This window comes from Aliiroseovarius crassostreae (assembly GCF_049803815.1).
Classification (GTDB): domain Bacteria; phylum Pseudomonadota; class Alphaproteobacteria; order Rhodobacterales; family Rhodobacteraceae; genus Aliiroseovarius; species Aliiroseovarius crassostreae_A.
Window position 1 is genome coordinate 286,990 of record NZ_JBNAGI010000004.1, and the last position, 19,410, is coordinate 306,399.

At 60.6% G+C, this 19,410-nt stretch carries 16 protein-coding genes; 10 read left to right on the top strand and 6 right to left on the bottom strand.

The window, feature by feature from the left end:
• Positions 1-417: 417 nt before the first annotated feature.
• The 6 genes from argE to ACP15V_RS12940 form a co-directional block, all read right to left on the bottom strand.
• Positions 418-1,599, bottom strand: a complete 1,182-nt coding sequence (argE, locus tag ACP15V_RS12915; RefSeq protein WP_424944115.1) for an acetylornithine deacetylase — start codon at positions 1,597-1,599, stop codon at positions 418-420.
• On the bottom strand, positions 1,596-2,780 hold the full coding sequence (locus ACP15V_RS12920) for a M24 family metallopeptidase (protein WP_424944116.1): 1,185 nt from the start codon (positions 2,778-2,780) through the stop codon (positions 1,596-1,598). Before ACP15V_RS12920 ends, argE begins: the two co-directional genes overlap by 4 nt.
• A gap of 13 nt (positions 2,781-2,793) precedes the next feature.
• Positions 2,794-4,167 (bottom strand): aspartate aminotransferase family protein, encoded by a 1,374-nt coding sequence (locus ACP15V_RS12925; RefSeq protein ID WP_424944117.1) that lies wholly within the window; start codon positions 4,165-4,167, stop codon positions 2,794-2,796.
• A gap of 226 nt (positions 4,168-4,393) precedes the next feature.
• Positions 4,394-5,836, bottom strand: a complete 1,443-nt coding sequence (locus tag ACP15V_RS12930) for a PLP-dependent aminotransferase family protein (RefSeq protein ID WP_424944118.1) — start codon at positions 5,834-5,836, stop codon at positions 4,394-4,396.
• A 67-nt stretch (positions 5,837-5,903) separates the two neighbouring features.
• On the bottom strand, positions 5,904-7,940 hold the full coding sequence (locus ACP15V_RS12935; protein ID WP_424944119.1) for a molybdopterin-dependent oxidoreductase: 2,037 nt from the start codon (positions 7,938-7,940) through the stop codon (positions 5,904-5,906).
• A gap of 174 nt (positions 7,941-8,114) precedes the next feature.
• Positions 8,115-9,257, bottom strand: a complete 1,143-nt coding sequence (locus ACP15V_RS12940; RefSeq protein ID WP_424944120.1) for a zinc ABC transporter substrate-binding protein — start codon at positions 9,255-9,257, stop codon at positions 8,115-8,117.
• 96 nt (positions 9,258-9,353) lie between these two features.
• Between ACP15V_RS12940 and ACP15V_RS12945 the strand changes: the two genes are divergently transcribed.
• From ACP15V_RS12945 to ACP15V_RS12990, 10 genes are all read left to right on the top strand, one after another.
• Positions 9,354-9,845, top strand: a complete 492-nt coding sequence (locus tag ACP15V_RS12945) for a Fur family transcriptional regulator (RefSeq protein ID WP_424944121.1) — start codon at positions 9,354-9,356, stop codon at positions 9,843-9,845.
• Positions 9,842-10,609, top strand: a complete 768-nt coding sequence (gene znuC / locus ACP15V_RS12950; RefSeq protein ID WP_424944122.1) for a zinc ABC transporter ATP-binding protein ZnuC — start codon at positions 9,842-9,844, stop codon at positions 10,607-10,609. Before ACP15V_RS12945 ends, znuC begins: the two co-directional genes overlap by 4 nt.
• Positions 10,606-11,412: a metal ABC transporter permease gene (locus tag ACP15V_RS12955; RefSeq protein ID WP_424944123.1), complete on the top strand. Its 807-nt coding sequence runs from the start codon at positions 10,606-10,608 to the stop codon at positions 11,410-11,412. The genes znuC and ACP15V_RS12955 overlap by 4 nt, the downstream gene beginning before the upstream one ends.
• Positions 11,413-11,548: 136 nt before the next feature.
• Positions 11,549-12,610, top strand: coding sequence for a Hint domain-containing protein (locus ACP15V_RS12960; RefSeq protein WP_424944124.1), 1,062 nt, complete (start codon positions 11,549-11,551; stop codon positions 12,608-12,610).
• An 87-nt stretch (positions 12,611-12,697) separates the two neighbouring features.
• Positions 12,698-12,916: a hypothetical protein gene (locus ACP15V_RS12965; RefSeq protein ID WP_424944125.1), complete on the top strand. Its 219-nt coding sequence runs from the start codon at positions 12,698-12,700 to the stop codon at positions 12,914-12,916.
• A 331-nt stretch (positions 12,917-13,247) separates the two neighbouring features.
• Positions 13,248-13,868 carry a 30S ribosomal protein S4 gene (gene rpsD / locus ACP15V_RS12970; RefSeq protein ID WP_424944126.1) on the top strand — a complete coding sequence of 207 codons (621 nt, stop codon included), beginning with the start codon at positions 13,248-13,250 and terminating at the stop codon, positions 13,866-13,868.
• A 478-nt stretch (positions 13,869-14,346) separates the two neighbouring features.
• Positions 14,347-15,870 carry a P-loop ATPase, Sll1717 family gene (locus ACP15V_RS12975; protein ID WP_424944127.1) on the top strand — a complete coding sequence of 508 codons (1,524 nt, stop codon included), beginning with the start codon at positions 14,347-14,349 and terminating at the stop codon, positions 15,868-15,870.
• 424 nt (positions 15,871-16,294) lie between these two features.
• Positions 16,295-17,425, top strand: a complete 1,131-nt coding sequence (gene hisC / locus ACP15V_RS12980) for a histidinol-phosphate transaminase (RefSeq protein ID WP_424944128.1) — start codon at positions 16,295-16,297, stop codon at positions 17,423-17,425.
• Positions 17,422-18,351 (top strand): prephenate/arogenate dehydrogenase family protein, encoded by a 930-nt coding sequence (locus tag ACP15V_RS12985; RefSeq protein WP_424944129.1) that lies wholly within the window; start codon positions 17,422-17,424, stop codon positions 18,349-18,351. The genes hisC and ACP15V_RS12985 overlap by 4 nt, the downstream gene beginning before the upstream one ends.
• Positions 18,348-19,238: an extensin family protein gene (locus ACP15V_RS12990; RefSeq protein WP_424944130.1), complete on the top strand. Its 891-nt coding sequence runs from the start codon at positions 18,348-18,350 to the stop codon at positions 19,236-19,238. Before ACP15V_RS12985 ends, ACP15V_RS12990 begins: the two co-directional genes overlap by 4 nt.
• Positions 19,239-19,410 lie beyond the last annotated feature (172 nt).

Here is a 19,410-nt window from a genome sequence, read left to right on the forward strand (position 1 = left end):
GGCAAGCAGACATAGGTGCAAGTGCAGCGAAAGCCCGGTTTGTCCCGCACTGCTGACTTTCAGAAACGCTTCGGCGAACAGCGGCTCGCCTAATCGTTGTTAAGGCGCTTCTATTCAGGTTGTTGGTTCGGTCTGGTAGAACCCAGAGCAACCGAGTGAGGATTTGCTTTTCATGGGTGTCTGCGAGGCAATCAGTAACTCCACTAGATGTAGGTAGTTCATTGCGAAGTTTTTGGTCAGCATGCCGTGCTGCTGTGATAAGAGTGTGTTGATACAAAAAGGTTTTTCGTGTGTGGGTAGGTAATGTCAAGTGGAGCGCCACAGTTTCCCGCTCCGGGGGGCAAAAGATATCGTGACCGGAACGCGGCGCGACAGAAACGTGAAAGAGGCCGGGGTGAAAGCTCCGGCCATTTTCTGTCAGGTCTGTGTTTCGAACGCCCGGTCGAGCTTCTGCAACAGGTCCAGGCAGCGCGACAGTTGCTCTGTCGCAAGAAACTCATCCGCCTTGTGGGCCTGCTCAATCGATCCGGGGCCGCAGACAATGACATCCATGCCAAGCGCCTGAAAGATCCCGGCCTCGGTGCCGAAGGGCACCAGATCGGCCGTGTTGGCCCCGGTCAGCTCTGACACGATGCGTTTGGCGTCGTTCTTGTCCGTGGGGGTCAAACCGGCCACCTCGCCGACGATTTCGGTGTCAATCCGGGCGTCGGGATAGACGGCCTGCATGGCTGGCAACAGGGTCTGCGCGCAATAGTCCGCCATGGTGTCTTTCACGAAACGGGCATCTGTTGGCTGCACCGGGCGCATTTCCCAGTCGACCTGCGCCTTTGGGGCAATGACATTGTGAACGCTGCCCCCATGCACGGCCCCCACATTGATGGTGGTCCAGGGCGGGTCGAACCGGCTGTCTGCGGGGACCCGCGCCTTCAGTTCTTCGCGCAGCTCCAGCAGCCGCGCCACGTAGCGCACCGCATATTCCACCGCGTTCACCCCCAGATCCGGGGCGGACCCGTGCCCTTCCAACCCCTGAAACCGGGTGGTGTATTCGCTGCATCCCTTGTGGCCTTCAATGACCCGCATCGACGTGGGTTCGCCGATGATTGCCATGGCCGGGCGAATGCCCCGCTCGGTAAGCGCCTGTGCCAGATGACTCGCCCCGATACAGCCCACCTCCTCGTCATAGGTGAAGGCAAAATGGATCGGGCGGCGGCGGGCGGTTTTGGCAAATTGCGGCGCCATCGCCAGCGTGGCGGCGATGAACCCTTTCATGTCACAGGTGCCGCGCCCGTAAAGCCGACCGTCCGCCTCGACCATCGCAAACGGATCAGACGACCAGTCCTGATCGGAAACCGGCACCACGTCGCTGTGGCCGGACAGAACCAGCCCGCCGTCGACCTCTGGCCCAATCGATGCAAACAGGTTGGCCTTTTGCCCGGTTGGATCGTGAAACACGTCAACCCGCGCCCCGCAGGCGCGCAGGAGATCCGCCATATAGTCGATCATCGCCAGATTGCTGTCCGCGGACACTGTGGGAAAAGCAATCAGGTCAGCAAGGATGCGTTTGGTCTGCTCCAGCGTGGTCTCATTTGGCATGGTCATGGCTTTACAAAAAGCTTGCGATCCACGCTGCACATTGGCTCGGCTGCGCCGTCTTCCCGGATCAGGATGGTTTCCGTGGTCTCAAGCCCCCATGTGTCCATCCAGAGTGCAGGCATGAAGTGAAAGACCATGCCGGGTTCCAATATGGTCGCGTCCTCGGCGCGGATCGACGCGGTGCGTTCCCCCCAATCGGGCGGGTAGGACAGGCCGATGGGATAGCCCATCCGGCCCGACCGTTCGATACCATGTTTCGCAAGCACCGACATGAAGGCATTGGCAATGTCACAGGTGCGGTTGCCCGCGCGTGCCGCCGCCAGCCCGGCCTCGATCCCCTCCAACTGCGCCGCTTCGGCCCGCAGCATTTCATCCGTGGGCTGGCCCAGAAACACCGTGCGGCAGAGCGGCGCGTGATAGCGGCGATAACAGCCGGAAAGCTCGAAAAACGTGGCCTCACCCTTGACCATCGGCGCGCCGTTCCACGTCAGATGCGCGGCGGTGGCATCAAGGCCCGAGGGGGTCAGCGGCACAATCGCCGGGTAATCACCCCAGTCGTCCCCAACCCCGGTGATGCCCGCGTGCAGGATATCCGCCACCAGATCGTTTTTGCGCACGCCCGGCGCGGCGCGGTCGATGGCGGTCTGCATCACCTTTTCGGTGATCCGGGCGGCCTTGCGGATAAAGGCGATTTCCGCGTCGGATTTCACCAGACGCTGCCAATTGACCAGCGCGGTGGCGTCGATCAGGTCGGCCTTGGGCAGCTCGGAGGCCAGCACCGCATGGGCCTTGGCGGAGTAATAATAGTTCTCCATCTCGACCCCGATGCGCGCCGTTTCAAACCCGCGCGCGACAAGCTGCGCGGCCAGATCCTGCATCGGGTGGACCTCGGTCGACTGCACATAGTGGTCGCCATAGCCAAGGATATTGGCGTGATCCATCCAGCAGGTGCGCCGCCCGCCCATCATGTCCATATGGCGGCCCCACCAGATCGGTTCGCCCTCTTTCGTCACGATCACGCCCTGATGCACGTAAAAGGACCAGCCGTCATAGCCGGTCAGCCAGGCCATGTTTGACGGGTCGGTCACAAACAGCACCTCCAACCCGGCCCGGTCCATCGCGGACCGGGTTTTTGCCAGACGGCGCTGGTATTCTGCAGGCGCAAACGCTGCGTTGGTCTGTGTCATGCTTCCCTCCCCTTTATCCCAAAACCGCGCGGACGGCGCGGGTGGTGGCCGCAACAATCTGGTCCGCCTCGTCCCGCGTCAGGCAGAAGGGCGGGGCAAAGCCCAGAATGTCGCCCTGCGGCATGGCGCGCGCGATGATGCTGTCTTGCTCCAACAGTTTGGCGGCGATCTGCGGCCCGATCTTGTCAGCGGGGTCAAAAAAGAGGCGGCTGTCTTTGTCTTGCACAAATTCGACGGCGCACAGCATCCCTTCGCCGCGCACCTCGCCCACCTTGGCGTGATCCCCCAGCGCCTCGGCCATGGTGGCGTTCAGATAGGCCCCGACCGTGCCCGCGTTTTCCACCAGCTTCAGATCGTCGATCAGCTTCAGGTTCGCCACCCCGGCGGCAGCCCCGATCGGGTGCGCCGAATAGGTCCAGCCATGGCCAATCGGCCCGTTTTCATCCGTGCCTCGTTCCAGCACCGCCCACATCTTGTCCGACACGATGGACCCCGACAAGGGCGCATAGGCCGAGGTCAGCCCCTTGGCGATGGTGATCAGATCCGGGCGCATCCCGTAATGATCGGACCCGAACATGGACCCGAGGCGACCAAAGCCGGTGACGACCTCATCCGCGACCAACAGGATGTCGTGACGCTCCAGCACCGCCTGAATGGCGGGCCAGTATCCGGCGGGCGGCGGCACAATGCCCCCCGTGCCCAACACCGGTTCGCCGATGAAGGCGGCGATGGTGTCGGCCCCTTCGCGCTCAATCAGCGCTTCCAGTTCGGCGACACATTGGGCGACGAATTGATCTTCGGTCTGATCAAGGTTTTCGCGGCGGAAGTAATAGGGCGCGTCGGTGTGAATGACCTGCGCCAGGGGCAGGTCGAACTTCTGGTGAAACAGATCCAGCCCGGTCAGCGACCCGGTCATCAGACCCGACCCGTGATACCCGCGCCAGCGGCTGATGATCTTCTTCTTTTCGGGCCGGCCCAGGATGTTGTTGTAATACCAGATCAGCTTGATGTTCGTCTCATTCGCGTCCGACCCGGACAGGCCGAAATAGACCTTCGACATGTGGTCCGGCGCGCGGTCCAGCACCATTTTCGCCAGCGTGATCGCCGCCTCGGTGCCGTGGCCGACATAGGCGTGGTAATAGGCCAGCTCGCGCGCCTGATCGGCAATCGCCTCGGCAATTTCAGGCCGACCATAGCCGACATTCACGCAGTAAAGCCCGGCAAACGCATCCAGCAGCCGGTTGCCGTCCCGGTCGTTGATGTGACACCCGGCGCCCCCGGTCACCACCCGCTGGGGCGCATCACCCCGGGCAAAATCGGCCAGATGGGTTGAGGGGTGGAAGAAATTCTCGCGGTCCCATTTTTGCAATTCATCATTGTGCAACATGGCTTTTCTCTCTGACTTCGGCGGCGCGCCGCCAGTTTTGGGAAAGGAGCCGGGATGCACGCCACAAACCGATCCGGTTCGTGCTGAGCAGATGGCTCCGCTCACCCGGACAGCAGCGCGCAATGCCTTTATTGCCTGGGTCCGTTCAGACAGGCACAAATTTTTTCAGGTTTCAATGAAATTCAAAAGCTGGGTTGTGATGATTGGCATGACAAACCGGCTGGTGTCAGCTTGGGGCATCTGCGCTGTAGGACCTCAGCAGCGATGTCAGGCGCTGCAGGGCCGGGGCCATTTCGTCTTCTGACGTGGCGCAAAAGCCCAGGATCAGCCCGTTCACCCCGCTGCCGTCCTGCGCATAGTGCGACAGTGGGCTGATGGTCAGCTTCTGGTCCGCAGCCCGGCGGGCAATCTCGGTGTCGCGCAATTCCCCTTGCAGGTGAAAGCAGATCTGCATCCCGGCCTGATGGTCATGAAACCAGCCAAACTCGGCAAACTCGCGCGCCAGATGCTGGGTCAGAAACCGCCGCCGCTCGCCATAGATCCGCCGCACCCGGCGCAGGTGGCGATAGAACTCGCCCGACGACAGGAACGCCGCCAATGGGGCCTGTGGCATCAGGCTGGCGCGGGGGCCAAAGCGGCGCAGGGTGGCGTGGAACTGGTCCGTGAGGGCGCGGGGCATAATCAGATACCCGAGCCGCAGCGTGTTGGAAAAGATCTTGGAAAAGCTGCCCACATAAATGGTGCGGCTCAGGTGATCAAACCCGGCCATCGCCGGGATCGGGCGGCCCGCATAGCGAAACTCGCTGTCGTAATCATCCTCGATGATCCAGGCATCTTCGCGCTCGGCCCAGCGGATGAATTCACGCCGGCGACCGGGCGACATCGCGCCCCCCAGCGGGTATTGCTGCGATGGGGTCAGCACCACAATGCGCGGCGTGGTGCGGGGCAGGGACACGTCGCCCGCGACGACCGGCAGGTATTCGGGGCGCAAATCCCGGGCCAGCGCAAACTGGCGCAGGGGCCGGTAGCCCGGATCCTCCAACCCAATCCCGTCGCCGGGGCGGGCCAGGGTGCGGGTGCAGATCTCCAGCGCGTCGGTGGCGCCCGCCGTCAGGATGATCTGGTCCGGGTCGGCCTGAATGCCACGCCATTCGGCCACGTGATCGGCGATTGCCTGCCGCAGTGGCAAATGCCCAAACCGCGGTGCCCCCATCAACATCGATTGTGGATCCGACCGGCAAATCCGCGCTACGGTCTTGGCCCATTGCCGGTGCGGAAACAGGCGCATATCCGGCTGACCCGCTTCAAACGGGCGCGGAGCGGGGGCCGTATTCTGGGGCGTGTTCTTGGCCGTGTTAAGAGGCGTGTTTTGCTGTCTGGGGCGTTCCGCGCGGCGGGGCAGCTCCACCTCGCCCACCGCGCAGACCCGGTATCCCGACCCCTGTTGCGCCACCAGATAGCCTTCGGCCACCAGTTGCTCATACGCCGTGACCACGGTGGACCGCGACACGCCCAGCTCGGTGGCAAAGACCCGGGTCGGCGGCAGTTTCTGCCCTTCGGTCAGATCCCCCGCCACGGTGCGCGCGCGGATCGCTTCGCAAATCTGTTCAAACACCGGGGACGTTGAGGTCCGGTCAATCGAGAAGGCCAGCCAGGAGGTGTTTTGCATATTGGTCTGTCAATTATTTGCCTGCTGGAACGCTATATCCAGACCAATGCTGGCACAAGCATTGCGGCTAACACAGCTCCACAAATGTTTCGTGGTAACAGGCCCCGTCTTCAATGTCGGTGCGGATGTCGGCCGGGATCAGCGCGTTCACCGTCTGCCCGGTCTGTGAGCTTGCCCGCCAGGTGCCTTTCGGGGAATAGAGCACGCCCGGGCGGGTGGTATCCGTGATTTTCAGCCGCAATGTCACCGCCCCGCGCGCATTGCCGAGGGTGATCAGATCCCCGTCCGTCAGGCCATTTTTCGCGGCGTCATCGGGGTGCATCTCCACCTGCTCTGGCCCTTGCGACGGCGCCAGCCCGCCAAAGGTGGCATTGGTGCGCTTGTCCGAACTGGGGGTGATCAGGGTGAAGGGCAGGTCTTTGGGGGTTGGGTCATAGCGCGGCACGCCAAAGCCGTAACGGTCCTGATAGTCCTGACAGAAAAGTTCGATCCTGCCCGAGGTCGTGGCCGGGCGCACCGTGTCGCACAGGATCATCGCACCGCCCTCGACCTCCATTTCCAGCGCGCGGTCCAAAGGCAGGGTGCTGCCCCTGTGCCCTTGCAGGTTCGGATGATCAGCGTCCAGCGCGTCGTCCATCAGCTCGGTGTCACTGGCGCGAAATTCGGGCGTGTCAAAGCCAAACCGTGCAGAGAGCCTGCGGAAGATCTCGGTGTTGGGCAGGGCCTCGCCCACCGGATCCATCACCGGCGCGGCCCGCTGCAGGAAGTTTTGCCCGTAGGCGCCAAACACATCGTCATGTTCGAAATGGGTGGCGGCGGGCAGGATCACGTCACAGAGCGCCATGCTGTCGGTCATCGCCACATCACAGCCCGCCAGAAACAGGTCCTCGCGCATCAGCCCCTTGATCAGCGTCGCCTGATCAGGATGGGTGGCGACCGGGTTGTGGTTATAGATCATCGCCGCCATGATCGGCGGGTCCAGATCCGGGTCCTGGAGCGCCCCGCCAAGATCCACGATATTGAGCACACGTGCCTTAGGGTCGATCAGGTGATCCCCCTGCAGCCGCGCCTGTGTCTTGGGGACGGCCACGCCGGATTTCGCAATCACCCCGGTGCCCAGCCGCCCGTGATGCCCGGTCAGTGCGGGCAGCGCCATGGCGGCGCGCAGGCCGGAGCCCCCGGACCGCCCCCGTTCGATCCCATTGCCGCAGGACACCGACATATTGCGCGCGTTCACCACCAGATCGGCGAGGGTGTGGAACGCCCCTGCGGTGATCCCGCAATGGGCCTCGACCTCGGCCAACCCATATTTGCGCGCCTCGGTCATATAGGCGTCAAACCCGTCGACCCAATTGGCGATAAACCCGCGATCGAGCGCGTCCCGCCGCTCCAATTCAGCGGCAAGCGCCATCGCCAGCACCACATCCGTGCCCGGGGCGATTTGCAGGTGCAGGTCACATTGCTCGGCGATTTTGATCCGCTTCGGGTCAATCACCACAAGCTTGCCACCACCCGCCCGCATCTTCTTTAGCAGTGGTACAAGGTGCAGGTTCGAGACGGTCACATTGTTGCCCCAGACCAGCACCAGATCCGAGTGCAGCACCTGCATCGGCGGCATGCCGGGGGCCGCGCCAAACAGGCTGTTATAAGCCCCGCCGCGCACCGCGCCGCAAAGTGGGCCGCGGTTCAGGCGCGTCGCCCCCAACCTGTAAAAGAACCGCCGGTCCATCGACCCGGCAGCCAGCTCGCCGTGGGGGCCGGCATAGTTGAAGGGCAGCACCGATTGCGGCCCATGGCTGTCGATGGCGCGGGTGAAACCGTCGTGGACCAGATCAAGCGCCACGTCCCAGCTGATCTGTTCAAACTGTCCCGATCCACGCGGGCCGATGCGGCGCAGTGGGTGGGTCAACCGGCCGGACCCATGCACAAAGTCGGGGTAAGAGCGTGCCACCTTGTTGCAAATCACCCCATCGGTGAACGGGTTCGCGTGTGATCCCTTCACCTCGGTGATCTGCCCGTCCTGTAACGTGACCATCAGGCTGCAGGTGTCGGGGCAATCCAGCGGGCAAACGCTGGGGTGTTTGGTGGCGGGGGTGTGGGACATGGCGGGCCTCTTGCGCATCTCAATCTGCCCGAAGGCTATGCGAGGAGACCCATCCTCTTAAGGGCCGATTTTGGTAAAAATGACCAGACCAATTTTGCATCGCGCGCGGAATGCAAAAAAAAGGCCACCCATGATCTTTCATGGATGACCTTCCAGCGCGTGAGTGGCGCAGGGTTATTTTGCGCAGCCTGCCAGGCTGTCGGCCATGGCGCGCAGGGTTTGGGCGTAATGGTCCGGCCCGGGGGCAATCGCGGTGCCGATCGGGTCGATCACACGGGTGGTGACCCCGGTGCCTTCAAACACGGTGTCCACAAGCCCGGCGTTGAACTGCGGTTCTGACAGGGCACAGGTGATGCCCGCGCTGCGCACTTCCTCTTGCAGGGTGGCAATGCGCGCCGGGCTGGGGGCCGAGGCATCGCCAATCGCAATCGCGCCCGCCGCTTTCAGACCAAAGCGGGTTTCGAAATACTGGTAGGCGTCGTGGAACACCACAAAGGGCGTGGCTTGAACCGGGGCGAGTGTGGCCCGCAGCTCCTCCATCAGCGTATCGAGCTTTTCTTCCGACGCATGGGCATTGGCGTGATAGGCATCCGCGTTGTCCGGGTCGATCTTCGCCAGGGCATCGGCGATCTGATCCAGCCAGGCCCGCGCATTTTGCGGGTCGAGCCAGACATGGGGGTCGTGTTCGCCGTGGTCATGCCCGTGGTCATCATGATCTGCCTCTGCGTGATCGCCCCCGTGGTCTTTGTCGTGGTCATGGTCGTCATGGCCTTCGGCATCGTGATCTTTCTCATGATCGTGATCGGCATCATGGTCGTGATCATCATGATCCTCTTTGGCGGGCTCGTCTTTATGCTCACCCTCGTGGTCATGATCGTCGTCATGACCTTCATCCGCATGGTCATCGTGATCGTCTTCATGGTCATGGTCGTCATGATCATCCCCATCCTTGGACGCAAACAGCACGGTGTCGCGACTGTCGAGCACACGGGTTGTGTCCAGTTCCATCAGTGGCAGGCCCACGGCGCCACTTGCGATGGTGTCCAACGGTTTTTCCAGCCACGGCGTCAGGTCGGGGCCAATCCAGACCACCAGATCCGCTTTGGCCAGCGCCGCCGCCTCGGACGGGCGCAGCGAATATCCGTGGGGCGACGCGCCGGGGGGCAGGATCAGGTCAGGCGTGCCAACCCCCTGCATCACCTGCGCGACCAAGGAATGCACGGGCGCAATATCGGTGGCCACTTGCGGCACATCGGCCAGGGCCGGGAAGGCAACGCCAAGCGGCAGAAGAACGGAAGCAAGAGAGGTAGAGCGCATCAGGGAGGCCTTTGTTACTTTATAACATCTGAGGCGACTTGCTATATGTAATACTATATCATATCAAGCAGAAAATTCCCCGGTCAGGATCCCGATATGCCCACGCTCGGTTTTGCCAAACACGATCACCACAGCTGTATCGACAGTGCGCTTGCCGCCGCCGACGCCCATTGCGCCCGCGAAGGGCTGCAGCTCACCCCGGTGCGGCGGCGGGTTTTGGAGATCCTGTTGCAAAAGCACCGTGCCCTGGGCGCCTATGAGATTCTGGATATGCTGCGCGCCGAAAAGCTCGGCTCACAACCGCCGGTGGCCTATCGTGCGCTGGATTTTCTGGTCGGCCACGGCTTTGCCCATAAGATCGAACGCCAAAACGCCTTTATCGCCTGCGCCCATCCCACCGAAGATCACGCGCCGGTTTTCCTGATCTGTCGCGAATGTGACGCGGTGGCCGAAGCCCATACCGACCTGTCGCATGGACGCCTTGGGCAGGCGGCAGAGGATGTGGGCTTTGCGATTGAACGCATGGTGGTTGAGGTCGAAGGGCTGTGCCCCAATTGCCGCCCCGCAGCGGAAGGGCAGGGCGCATGAGCCTGATCGAAAGCCGCGCCCTGACCGTGCGCCAAGGCGGAAAACCCGTGCTTTCCGGCGTCAATTTCACGCTGGAAAAAGGCGAGATCGTCACCATTGTCGGCCCAAACGGGTCCGGCAAAACCACGCTGTTGCGCGCCCTGATCGGTGCGCAGGTGCCGTCTTCGGGCAAGGTCACGCGGCAAAAAGGGCTGCGCATTGGATACGTCCCGCAAAAGCTGCATATCGACCCGACGCTGCCCCTGACTGTGGAACGCTTTCTCAACCTGCCGCGCAAGGTCAGCCGCGAAGACGCACGCGCCGCGCTGGCGCGGGTGGGGGCCAGCGGGTTGGAGGCGCACCCGATGGCGGGTCTGTCCGGCGGGCAGTTCCAACGGGTGCTTCTGGCCCGCGCGCTGTTGACCAAACCCGATCTTCTGGTGCTGGACGAAGCCACGCAGGGGCTCGATCAGCCGGGGTCCGCCGCCTTTTACCAATTGATCGAAGAGCTGCGCCGAGAACTGGGCTGCGCCGTCTTGATGGTCAGTCACGAGCTGCATGTGGTCATGGCAACCTCGGACCGGGTGATCTGCCTCAATGGGCATGTCTGTTGCGAAGGCGAGCCGGAACATGTGGCCTCGGCCCCGGAATATCGCGCGCTGTTTGGTACCGGCACCCATGGCGCGCTGGCGCTTTACCGGCATGAACACAATCACTCTCATGATGCCTGCGACCATGACCATGATCACCCCCACCAACACGCGCAGAAAGAGGGCGCCGCATGACCATCTTTGACGCTTTCCTGATGCGCGCCGCCTTTGCCGGGCTTGGCGTGGCGCTGGCCGCCGCCCCGCTGGGCTGTTTTGTGGTCTGGCGCCGCATGGCGTTTTTCGGCGATGCCACGGCCCATGCGGCCATCCTTGGTGTGGCCTTGTCGCTGACCTTTGAGGCGCCGATTTTTGCGGGTGTGCTGATCGCCGCGCTGGGCATGGGGTTTGCAGTGTCCGCGTTGGGCACACGGGGCCATGCGATGGACACGCTGTTGGGCGTTCTGTCCCATTCCGCCATTGCGCTGGGCCTTGTGGCCGTGTCCTTCCTGTCGGGTGTGCGGGTGGATCTGATGGCGTATCTCTTTGGCGACATCCTCGCGGTCAGCCGCACGGATCTGATGGTGATTTGGGGCGGCGCGGCTGCGGTGCTGGGGTTGATGTGGTGGCGCTGGTCGGCGCTTCTGACTGCGACGCTCAGCCCGGATCTGGCGCAGGCCTCGGGCATCAACCCAAAGCGCGAACAGATGATCCTGACCCTGGCGCTGGCCCTGGTGGTGGCGGTCGCAATCAAGGTGGTTGGCGTCCTGCTGATCGGTGCGATGCTGATCATTCCCGCCGCCGCCGCCCGCCCGCTGTCGGCCACGCCGGAGCGCATGGCGCTTTGGGCGGTGCTGCTCGGCGCCTTTGCCGCGCTTTTCGGGTTGCAGCTGGCCTTCTGGCTCGACACGCCGACGGGGCCCACCATTGTCGCTGTCGCCGCAGCCAGTTTCGCCCTGGTGGCCTTGGGGGATCTGCTACGCAGCGCCTTAAAAGCCTAGGGGATCTGCCCCACCTGTGGCCTTCGCGCACTCCCCCCTATCCAAAAGATAACAAAAGGTTAACAAGCCGCTTCACAGAGCGAATCACCTCTGTTAACGTGCCGGTAATAAAAAAAGAAAATGGCAGGTTACAGGCATGAGAACGGGCTATCGCGGCACGTTTGTCATCTCTTGGGCGCAGTCGGAAATTGACGGTTTGGCCAACGCAGCCAAATCCGCTTTGGGTATGGGCGCCATCTGGCGCTGGACCGGCGCGCCGTTGCGGGTGGACGGACCACAAGAAGTGCTGAGGCTGACAGAGGCCTTGGGCGAGGCGGATCTGCGCAAGCGGGCCGCGAAAATGGTACACAAGCTGGTGGGGGCTGCGATGGATCCGCGCCTTGCGCTGGATGCGGCCGAGGTCGCGGACCCGCTCTTGAACATGGGCTTCAAGGTCACCGATGGGCACCAGGGATTTACCATCACACTGATCGACACCGGGCCGGGGCGCACGCCTTTGCTGATGTTTGTCGATGATGTGCCCCCGCCGGACACCGATCTGTGGGTGATCGAGGCCAATCTTGACCCCAGCCATATCAACCGGCTGACCGACCAGCCCACCGGCGTGATCTGTTTCACCCCCGGCACCCGTATCCGCACCCCGGATGGCGAAGCGCTGGTCGAGGATCTGCGCGAAGGCGATCAGATCCAGACCCGGGACAATGGCGGGCAGAAGATCCTTTGGATCGGTCAGCGCCGCATCACCGGGGCAAGGCTCTTTGCGATGCCGGAACTGCGCCCGATCCGGGTGCGGGCGGGGGCCTTGTCAACGGGCCAACCGGACGAGGATCTTCTGGTGTCCCCGCAGCATCAGCTGTTGATGCGCGGTCCTCGCGCGCGCGAGCTTTTTAACACTGACGAGGTGCTGGTGCGGGCGCAGGATCTGGTGGATGAACGCCGGGTGATCGTCGACAGTTCGGTGCGCGAAGTGGTCTATTACCACATCCTGACCGAACGCCACGAAGTGGTCTGGGCCAATGGCGTGGCCGCCGAAAGCTTCCACCCCGCCGGCACCGCGCTCGACACAGTCGAAGAAAACCAACGCGCCCGCCTGTTCGAGATGTTCCCCGGTCTGGACCTGAACCCGATGACCTATGGCGACTATGCGCGCCGCACACTGACACAGGCCGAAGCGGCGATCTTGCAGGGCGTGGCGTAAGGCGTAAGGCGCTGCTGAACGTCCCATGTTGCACGGGCGCCGTTTGAGAGGTTTAATGGGGCGAGGGGCCTGCAACAGGAGCGTCGCGTGGAGATCTACATCTGGTCAGCTGTTCTCATCTTGATGGGGCTGGGCATCGGTTTCCTTGTCCTGAACTTTCGCCGCAAGCCCCCCCGTCGCGTCAAAGGGCAGGGGGAGCATCGCCCCCATGCGCCCGGACAGACCTCGGCAGACGCGCGGCAACTGCAAAACGGCGGCGGGGCCGGGCCGGGGGCAACTGGTGGTGGGTCGGATTTTGGCCCCTGACCGCGCGTTTTCTCCCTTTCTTCGTTGACTCCCCCCCAAACCCAGCTATAAGCGCCCGGTCGGTCCCCTTGGGGGCCGCAATCATTTGGTGTTGGTGGCCCTCGCAAGAGGATGCCTGTCACGCCCGAGAGCCCCGGTCATTTTAGGGTGCGCCATACGGACGCCTTACCTTGCCGGACCCGGTTCAAAGGCGAGAGGACAACGCCCTTTATAGTCGCGGTTTGGCCGGGACGGGGAATACTCAACGGGTGCGAAGCTCCGCTTTTGCAATCCGAAAAGTGGGAACCGGTTTTCGGATCAAATTGCGAAGCCACTAAAAAGGATATCAGCTGTGACGAAACGTACCGCTGCCAAGTATAAAATTGACCGCCGCATGGGCGAAAACATCTGGGGCCGTCCGAAATCCCCGGTGAACCGTCGTGAATATGGCCCCGGCCAGCACGGCCAGCGCCGCAAGGGCAAACTGTCGGACTTCGGTCTGCAGCTGCGCGCCAAACAGAAGCTGAAAGGCTACTACGGCGACCTGACCGAGAAACAATTCCGTCGCATCTACGGCGAAGCCGAGCGTGTGAAGGGCGACACCGGTGAAAACCTGATCGGTCTGCTGGAACGCCGTCTGGACGCCGTTGTCTACCGCGCCAAGTTTGTGCCGACCGTTTTCGCGGCCCGCCAGTTCGTGAACCACGGCCACGTGACCGTGAACGGCAAGAAAGTGAACATCCCTTCCTACCGTGTGAAAGAAGGCGACGTGATCGAAGTGCGTCAGAAGTCGAAGCAAATGGCGCTGGTTCTGGAAGCTGTTGCTCTGGCCGAACGTGACGTGCCGGACTATATCGAAGCCGACCACTCGAAAATGACCGCCACCTTCACCCGCACCCCCGGCCTGTCGGACGTGCCCTACCCGGTGATGATGGAACCCAACCTGGTGGTTGAATTCTACGCGAAGAACTAAGGCGTTTCGCGGGTCACACTGCAAGGTGTATCGGGTTTCACGTTCGAGCTTCTGGCGAAGACAGAGGCGAGAGGCAGAGAAACCCGATCCCACTGGACCCGGAAACGGCTGTCTTCGCCGATCCACTGAGAGTTTCGAAAGGGCTGCGTCTATCGCGGCCCTTTTTTGTTGGGGCAGGCAATACGACAGGGATGTCGGCCATACGGGACTTTCTGGACGTTCATGTCAGGCCCGTCCAATGAACGCATCCAGGCCGATGCGGACATTGATTTTGTCATCACGATAGGCAACTAGCGGACAAGTGAACCGTTTCCACTTCGGCCTCAATGGCTGCTTTCTGAAATGCGCCCAGAAAGCAGTTCACAACCAAAGTTCAGCACGTAGCCAAATATCCGCACAGAACTCGCGTACCAATTAGTTGACTCGAGATTGCTGTTCGACGAACGTTCAGTTAATTGTTTAAAGGGACTTGTCTGGAATGCATTCAAAGCAAAAGGTACTCGAAAGCTTAGAGATCGGTAACGGAGTTGCGGAACTGGAAAGATCTATATTAAGCTCATTCTTTTTTGAAAGTATTACTTGGAAGAAACTTCGTAAGGACAAAATTGACTTCATTCTTGGGCCGAAGGGATCAGGGAAAAGCGCGTTGTACTATTACCTTCTCGAACATGAATCGGAGCTTCATAGTGAAGGCAGCTTGATTGTTTCTTCCGAAAATACCTCAGGAGGATCTGTTTTTTCGACTTTGGCGGATGATGTTAGCTTTGAAGAGGCGGATCTTATACGGATTTGGAAGCTCTATTTCCTAACCCTAATTTTGGACACATGTAAGAAAAACGGGATTACATCTAAAGTATCTGAACGGACTGAAGATCTTCTCAAGCAGGAGGGTATTTACGAGCAAGGTTGGAGTATAACGCAGCTGTTCACCAATATTTCAAATTACATTCGCTCGCGCTTATATTTCGACGCGGCGGACGGCGAGCTCGAGCTGGATCCTTCTACAGGTGTTCCAAAAAAGATAAAGGCGAAGCTCACGTTTGGATCGCCAACCACAAATCAACAAAAGTTGGGTATTGTCTCCATTGATGCGCTTCTGCAGTCCTATAACAATTTGCTGCTACAGAATAATCGAAAGGTTTGGATTCTACTTGACCGACTAGATGCCATATTTCCCAACGATAGAGATAAGGAAAAAATTGCACTCCGCTCTCTCGTCCGCGTTTATGCGGCCGCCAGAAATTTACCTGCGATTCGCATCAAAATCTTTATGAGAAACGATCTGTGGAGCTCTATCACAAAGGAAGATGGCTTTCGGGAGGCCTCACACCTTGCACCAGTAACCGCGCGACTTGATTGGGATAAATCAACTCTCGGAGAGATGCTGTTAAAACGGTTCCTGTTGTCTGGGGAATTTAGGACATACTTCCGTAAGGATGAGTCTTTTATAAAATCCAATTCAAACGACAAGCACAACTTTCTTTACTCTCTATTCCCTGACAACATGAATCTCTATGGCAATAAACCTCAAAAGTCCTTCGATTGGCTTGTAATGTATACGCAAGACGGCCTTGGAGTCAGTGCCCCACGCGACCTTATTGAGCTAGTAAATTCTGCGATTGAATATGAAATAACGCGCCTTGAAAAAGGCGACACTCCGTATAAGCAGCGAAACCTAATATTCAATCACCAAGGCCTTAACTTTGGAGGTAGTGTCTTATCCAAAACGAAGATGGAACAGACTATTTTTGCTGAGTTCCCTGAATGCAGAAGGTTTATTGAAGCTTTTATCGACAGTTCAGGCCGCAATTTTGATGACGACAAGTTAGCTAGCGTTTGGGGTGTGAAGCAAGAGGAGGCACGCAAAATGGCCTCTTATCTTTGTGAGATAGGCGTACTGAAAAAGAGCAGCACTAAATCTGGCGCGACGAATTACCTTATACCAGTTCTATATACGAATTATCTTGGCATCAATCCATCCAAAAGGAACAAAGTGGGATAGCCGACATTTGTGTGCTGTGCGGTATCCGTGCGTATGGACTCAAACCCGACAGTGAACCAGACTTTGCAAAGCGCGCTATCTGCGCTTTTCTGCCATAGCTTTATCGTGCACATCTGAAACTTTGGTCTCCAAGCTGACATTTAAAACTCCATGGCCTTGCTATGACCTCAAGAAGTTCCGACAGGGCCGGGCTGCATTTGAAGCATTCCCCTGCACCGCAAAGCCACACATCCCCAACTATCCCCCCTGTTAGCGCTTTCCCCCTTTCCCCCCCCTTTGCCCCCCTCTACAACCGCCCCAAGCGTTTCGCGTTCGACCCGGGATGGAAATCGGCGAAACCTGCGGGTCATTGATGTGTCACGCAGCGTTTTGTCTTTCCCCGACCCGCGAACACAGGCAAAACGCTTTTGAAGGAGACACGGTGATGGCGAAGATTGAGCCCCAACCCGGGATCATGACAATCAAACCCTATGTGGGCGGGGCCGCGAAAGTGGCGGGCGTCCAGAATGTGGTGAAGCTCAGCTCGAACGAGAACCCGTTTGGCCCGAGCCCGGCGGCGGTCGAGGCGTTCAAACGCGCAGGGATGGAGCTGCATCGTTACCCCAACACCGATCACGCCGCCCTGCGCAAGGCGATCGGCGACATGCACGGCCTGGACCCCGACCGCATCATTTGTGGTGTTGGCTCGGACGAGATCATCACCTTCCTCTGTCAGGCCTATGCCGGGCCGGGGGACGAGGTGATCTATACCGAACACGGGTTTTCCATGTATAAAATCTCGGCGCTGGCCGCGGGGGCGACCCCGGTTGAAGTGCCGGAACGTGAACGCCTGGTCGATGTGGATGCGATCCTGGCGGGTGTGACCAAGAAGACCCGGCTGGTCTTCATCGCCAACCCCGGCAACCCAACCGGCACGATGGTGGGCATGGGCGAACTGGCCCGTCTTGCGGAAAACCTGCCCCCCCATGTGCTTTTGGTGCTCGACGGCGCCTATGCCGAATATGTGGAAGGGTTTGATGGAGGGGCCTCGCTGGTCAGCATGCGCTCCAACGTTTTCATGACCCGGACCTTCTCCAAAATGTACGGGCTGGGCGGTCTGCGCATCGGCTGGGGCTATGGCACAACCGAGGTGACTGACGTTCTGAACCGCATCCGTGGCCCGTTCAACCTGTCGATGCCGCAACTCGCCGCTGCCGAGGCCGCCCTGCGCGACCGCGATCACGTGGCGAAATGCCTGTCGGAAAACACCCGTCTGCGCGCCTGGCTGGCCGAGGCGCTGGCGGAACTGGGCGTGCCCTCGGATACCTCTTGCGCCAATTTCATCCTGGCCCGATTTGCGTCTGAGGACGAAGCCAACGCGGTGGACGTGTATCTGCAATCCGAAGGGATCATCGTGCGCCGGGTGGCGGGATACGGCCTGCCCAATTGCCTGCGCATCACCGTCGGCGACGAACCTGCGTGCCGCCGGGTGGCGCATCTGGTCGGGCGCTTCAAAGGCGTGATCCCCGATCCGAACGCCCCCGCGAAAGAGGCCGAAAAGGAGGGGGACGCATGAGCCGGATCTACGATCGCGTTGCCCTGATCGGCCTTGGCCTGATCGCGTCCTCGATGGCCCACGCCATGCGCCGCGCCGGGCTGGCGGGCGAGATCATCGGCACTGCCCGCTCGGCCGAGACCCGTGATATCACCCGCGAGCTGGGCTTTTGCGACCGGGTTGTCGACAGCGCGGCCGAAGCGGTTCAGGGCGCAGATCTGGTGGTGCTTGCCGTGCCGGTGGGCGCGATGGAGGCGGTGGCCGCAGAGATCGCTCCGCATCTTTCTGAGGGCGCCACCGTGACCGATGTGGGGTCCGTCAAGCAATCCGTGATCGACGCGGTTGGCCCGCATATGCCCGATCATGTGCATTTCATCCCCGGACACCCGCTGGCTGGCACCGAACATTCGGGGCCGCGGTCGGGATTTGCCGAGCTTTTCGACAATCGCTGGTGCATCCTGGTGCCCAATGGCGCGGATCAGGACGCCACCACCCGGCTGCGCAAGCTGTGGGAAGGCATGGGCGCCAATGTCGAAGAAATGGACCCCGAACATCATGACCTCGTCCTGGCCGTCACCAGCCACACCCCGCACCTCATCGCCTATACGATGGTGGGGGTCGCGGATGATTTGCGCCGGGTGACCGACAGCGAGGTGATCAAATACTCCGCCGCCGGGTTTCGGGATTTCACCCGTATCGCCGCCTCGGACCCCACCATGTGGCGCGACGTGTTCCTGACCAACAAAGACGCGACCCTGGAAATTCTGGGGCGTTTTACCGAAGAGCTGTTTGCCCTGCAGCGTGCGATCCGCACCGGCGATGGCGAGGCGCTTTATGACTATTTCACCCATACACGCGCGATCCGCCGCGGCATTATTGAGGCCGGCCAGGACACCGATGCGCCCGATTTTGGTCGGGTCGGAAAACACGAGGCACAGACAAAGTGATCTGGCGCGGTCTGGCATATCTGACCCTGGGGGCCTTGTTGGCCGGGCAGGTCGCGCTTGCCAATGCGCCCGACCGATCAATGCGCCCGACAGTGCGCCCTGGATCTGCCCAACCCGCGCCAATCTATACCGTGGTGGTGCGCTATGACGCGAAAATCCGCCCGCGTTTGCGCCCGGGACACAGCGCGCCGGCGGCGCCGGTGCCGCAACCCACGACACAGTCGACACAAGAAGCAGGGCTGAGCAAAACCGCCGTGGCCCGTTCACTGCGACCGCTGCTGCGCCCCAAAAGCTTTACCGTATTGCGTGACGCCCCGCGTGCGGCGATCACCCCGGCCGCCACCCCAAAATCCACCAGCAAATTCGGGTCAATCTGCGGGTCACGCGCCATTCGCGGCCAGAAGATCAGCAAGATCCCCGGCAAATTGCGCGGGTGTGGATTGTCAAACGGGGTGAAAGTCAGCGAAGTGTCGGGGGTGCGGTTGAGCACACCGTCGATCATGGATTGCACCACGGCCAAGGCGTTGGACAGTTGGGTGCGCAAAGGCGTGTCACCTGCCGTTGGTCGGTTGGGCGGCGGCCTGGCCGAATTGAAGGTGGTGGCGCATTATTCCTGCCGCACCCGCAACAACCGACCCGGCGCGAAGATTTCCGAACATGGCAAGGGCCGTGCGGTGGACATTGCGGGGCTGACCTTGAAGAACGGGGCCAAGATCTCGGTCCTGAAAGGGTGGCGTGATCCGGTGCAGGGCAAGGTGTTGAAACAGATGCATAAAACAGCTTGCGGTCCGTTTGGCACGGTGTTGGGGCCGAATGCAGACCGCTATCACAAAGATCATTTGCATCTGGACACGGCTCGGCATCGTGGCGGGGCCTATTGCCGGTGAGATTGGGATTGGGCCTTGACGCGGGCGACCGCGCGCGCATTTCGAAGAAAACTAGAAAACTAGAAAACTAGAAAACTAGAAAACTAGAAAACTAGAAAACTAGAAAACTAGAAAACTAGAAAACTAGAAAACTAGAAAACTAGAAAACTAGAAAACTAGAAAACTAGAAAAC

Coding starts and splice junctions, on each gene's coding strand:
- argE (WP_424944115.1), bottom strand. CDS start 1,599: ATGACCATGCCAAATGAGACCACGCTGGAGCAGACCAAACGCATCCTT.
- ACP15V_RS12920 (WP_424944116.1), bottom strand. CDS start 2,780: ATGACACAGACCAACGCAGCGTTTGCGCCTGCAGAATACCAGCGCCGT.
- ACP15V_RS12925 (WP_424944117.1), bottom strand. CDS start 4,167: ATGTTGCACAATGATGAATTGCAAAAATGGGACCGCGAGAATTTCTTC.
- ACP15V_RS12930 (WP_424944118.1), bottom strand. CDS start 5,836: ATGCAAAACACCTCCTGGCTGGCCTTCTCGATTGACCGGACCTCAACG.
- ACP15V_RS12935 (WP_424944119.1), bottom strand. CDS start 7,940: ATGTCCCACACCCCCGCCACCAAACACCCCAGCGTTTGCCCGCTGGAT.
- ACP15V_RS12940 (WP_424944120.1), bottom strand. CDS start 9,257: ATGCGCTCTACCTCTCTTGCTTCCGTTCTTCTGCCGCTTGGCGTTGCC.
- ACP15V_RS12945 (WP_424944121.1), top strand. CDS start 9,354: ATGCCCACGCTCGGTTTTGCCAAACACGATCACCACAGCTGTATCGAC.
- znuC (WP_424944122.1), top strand. CDS start 9,842: ATGAGCCTGATCGAAAGCCGCGCCCTGACCGTGCGCCAAGGCGGAAAA.
- ACP15V_RS12955 (WP_424944123.1), top strand. CDS start 10,606: ATGACCATCTTTGACGCTTTCCTGATGCGCGCCGCCTTTGCCGGGCTT.
- ACP15V_RS12960 (WP_424944124.1), top strand. CDS start 11,549: ATGAGAACGGGCTATCGCGGCACGTTTGTCATCTCTTGGGCGCAGTCG.
- ACP15V_RS12975 (WP_424944127.1), top strand. CDS start 14,347: ATGCATTCAAAGCAAAAGGTACTCGAAAGCTTAGAGATCGGTAACGGA.
- hisC (WP_424944128.1), top strand. CDS start 16,295: ATGGCGAAGATTGAGCCCCAACCCGGGATCATGACAATCAAACCCTAT.
- ACP15V_RS12985 (WP_424944129.1), top strand. CDS start 17,422: ATGAGCCGGATCTACGATCGCGTTGCCCTGATCGGCCTTGGCCTGATC.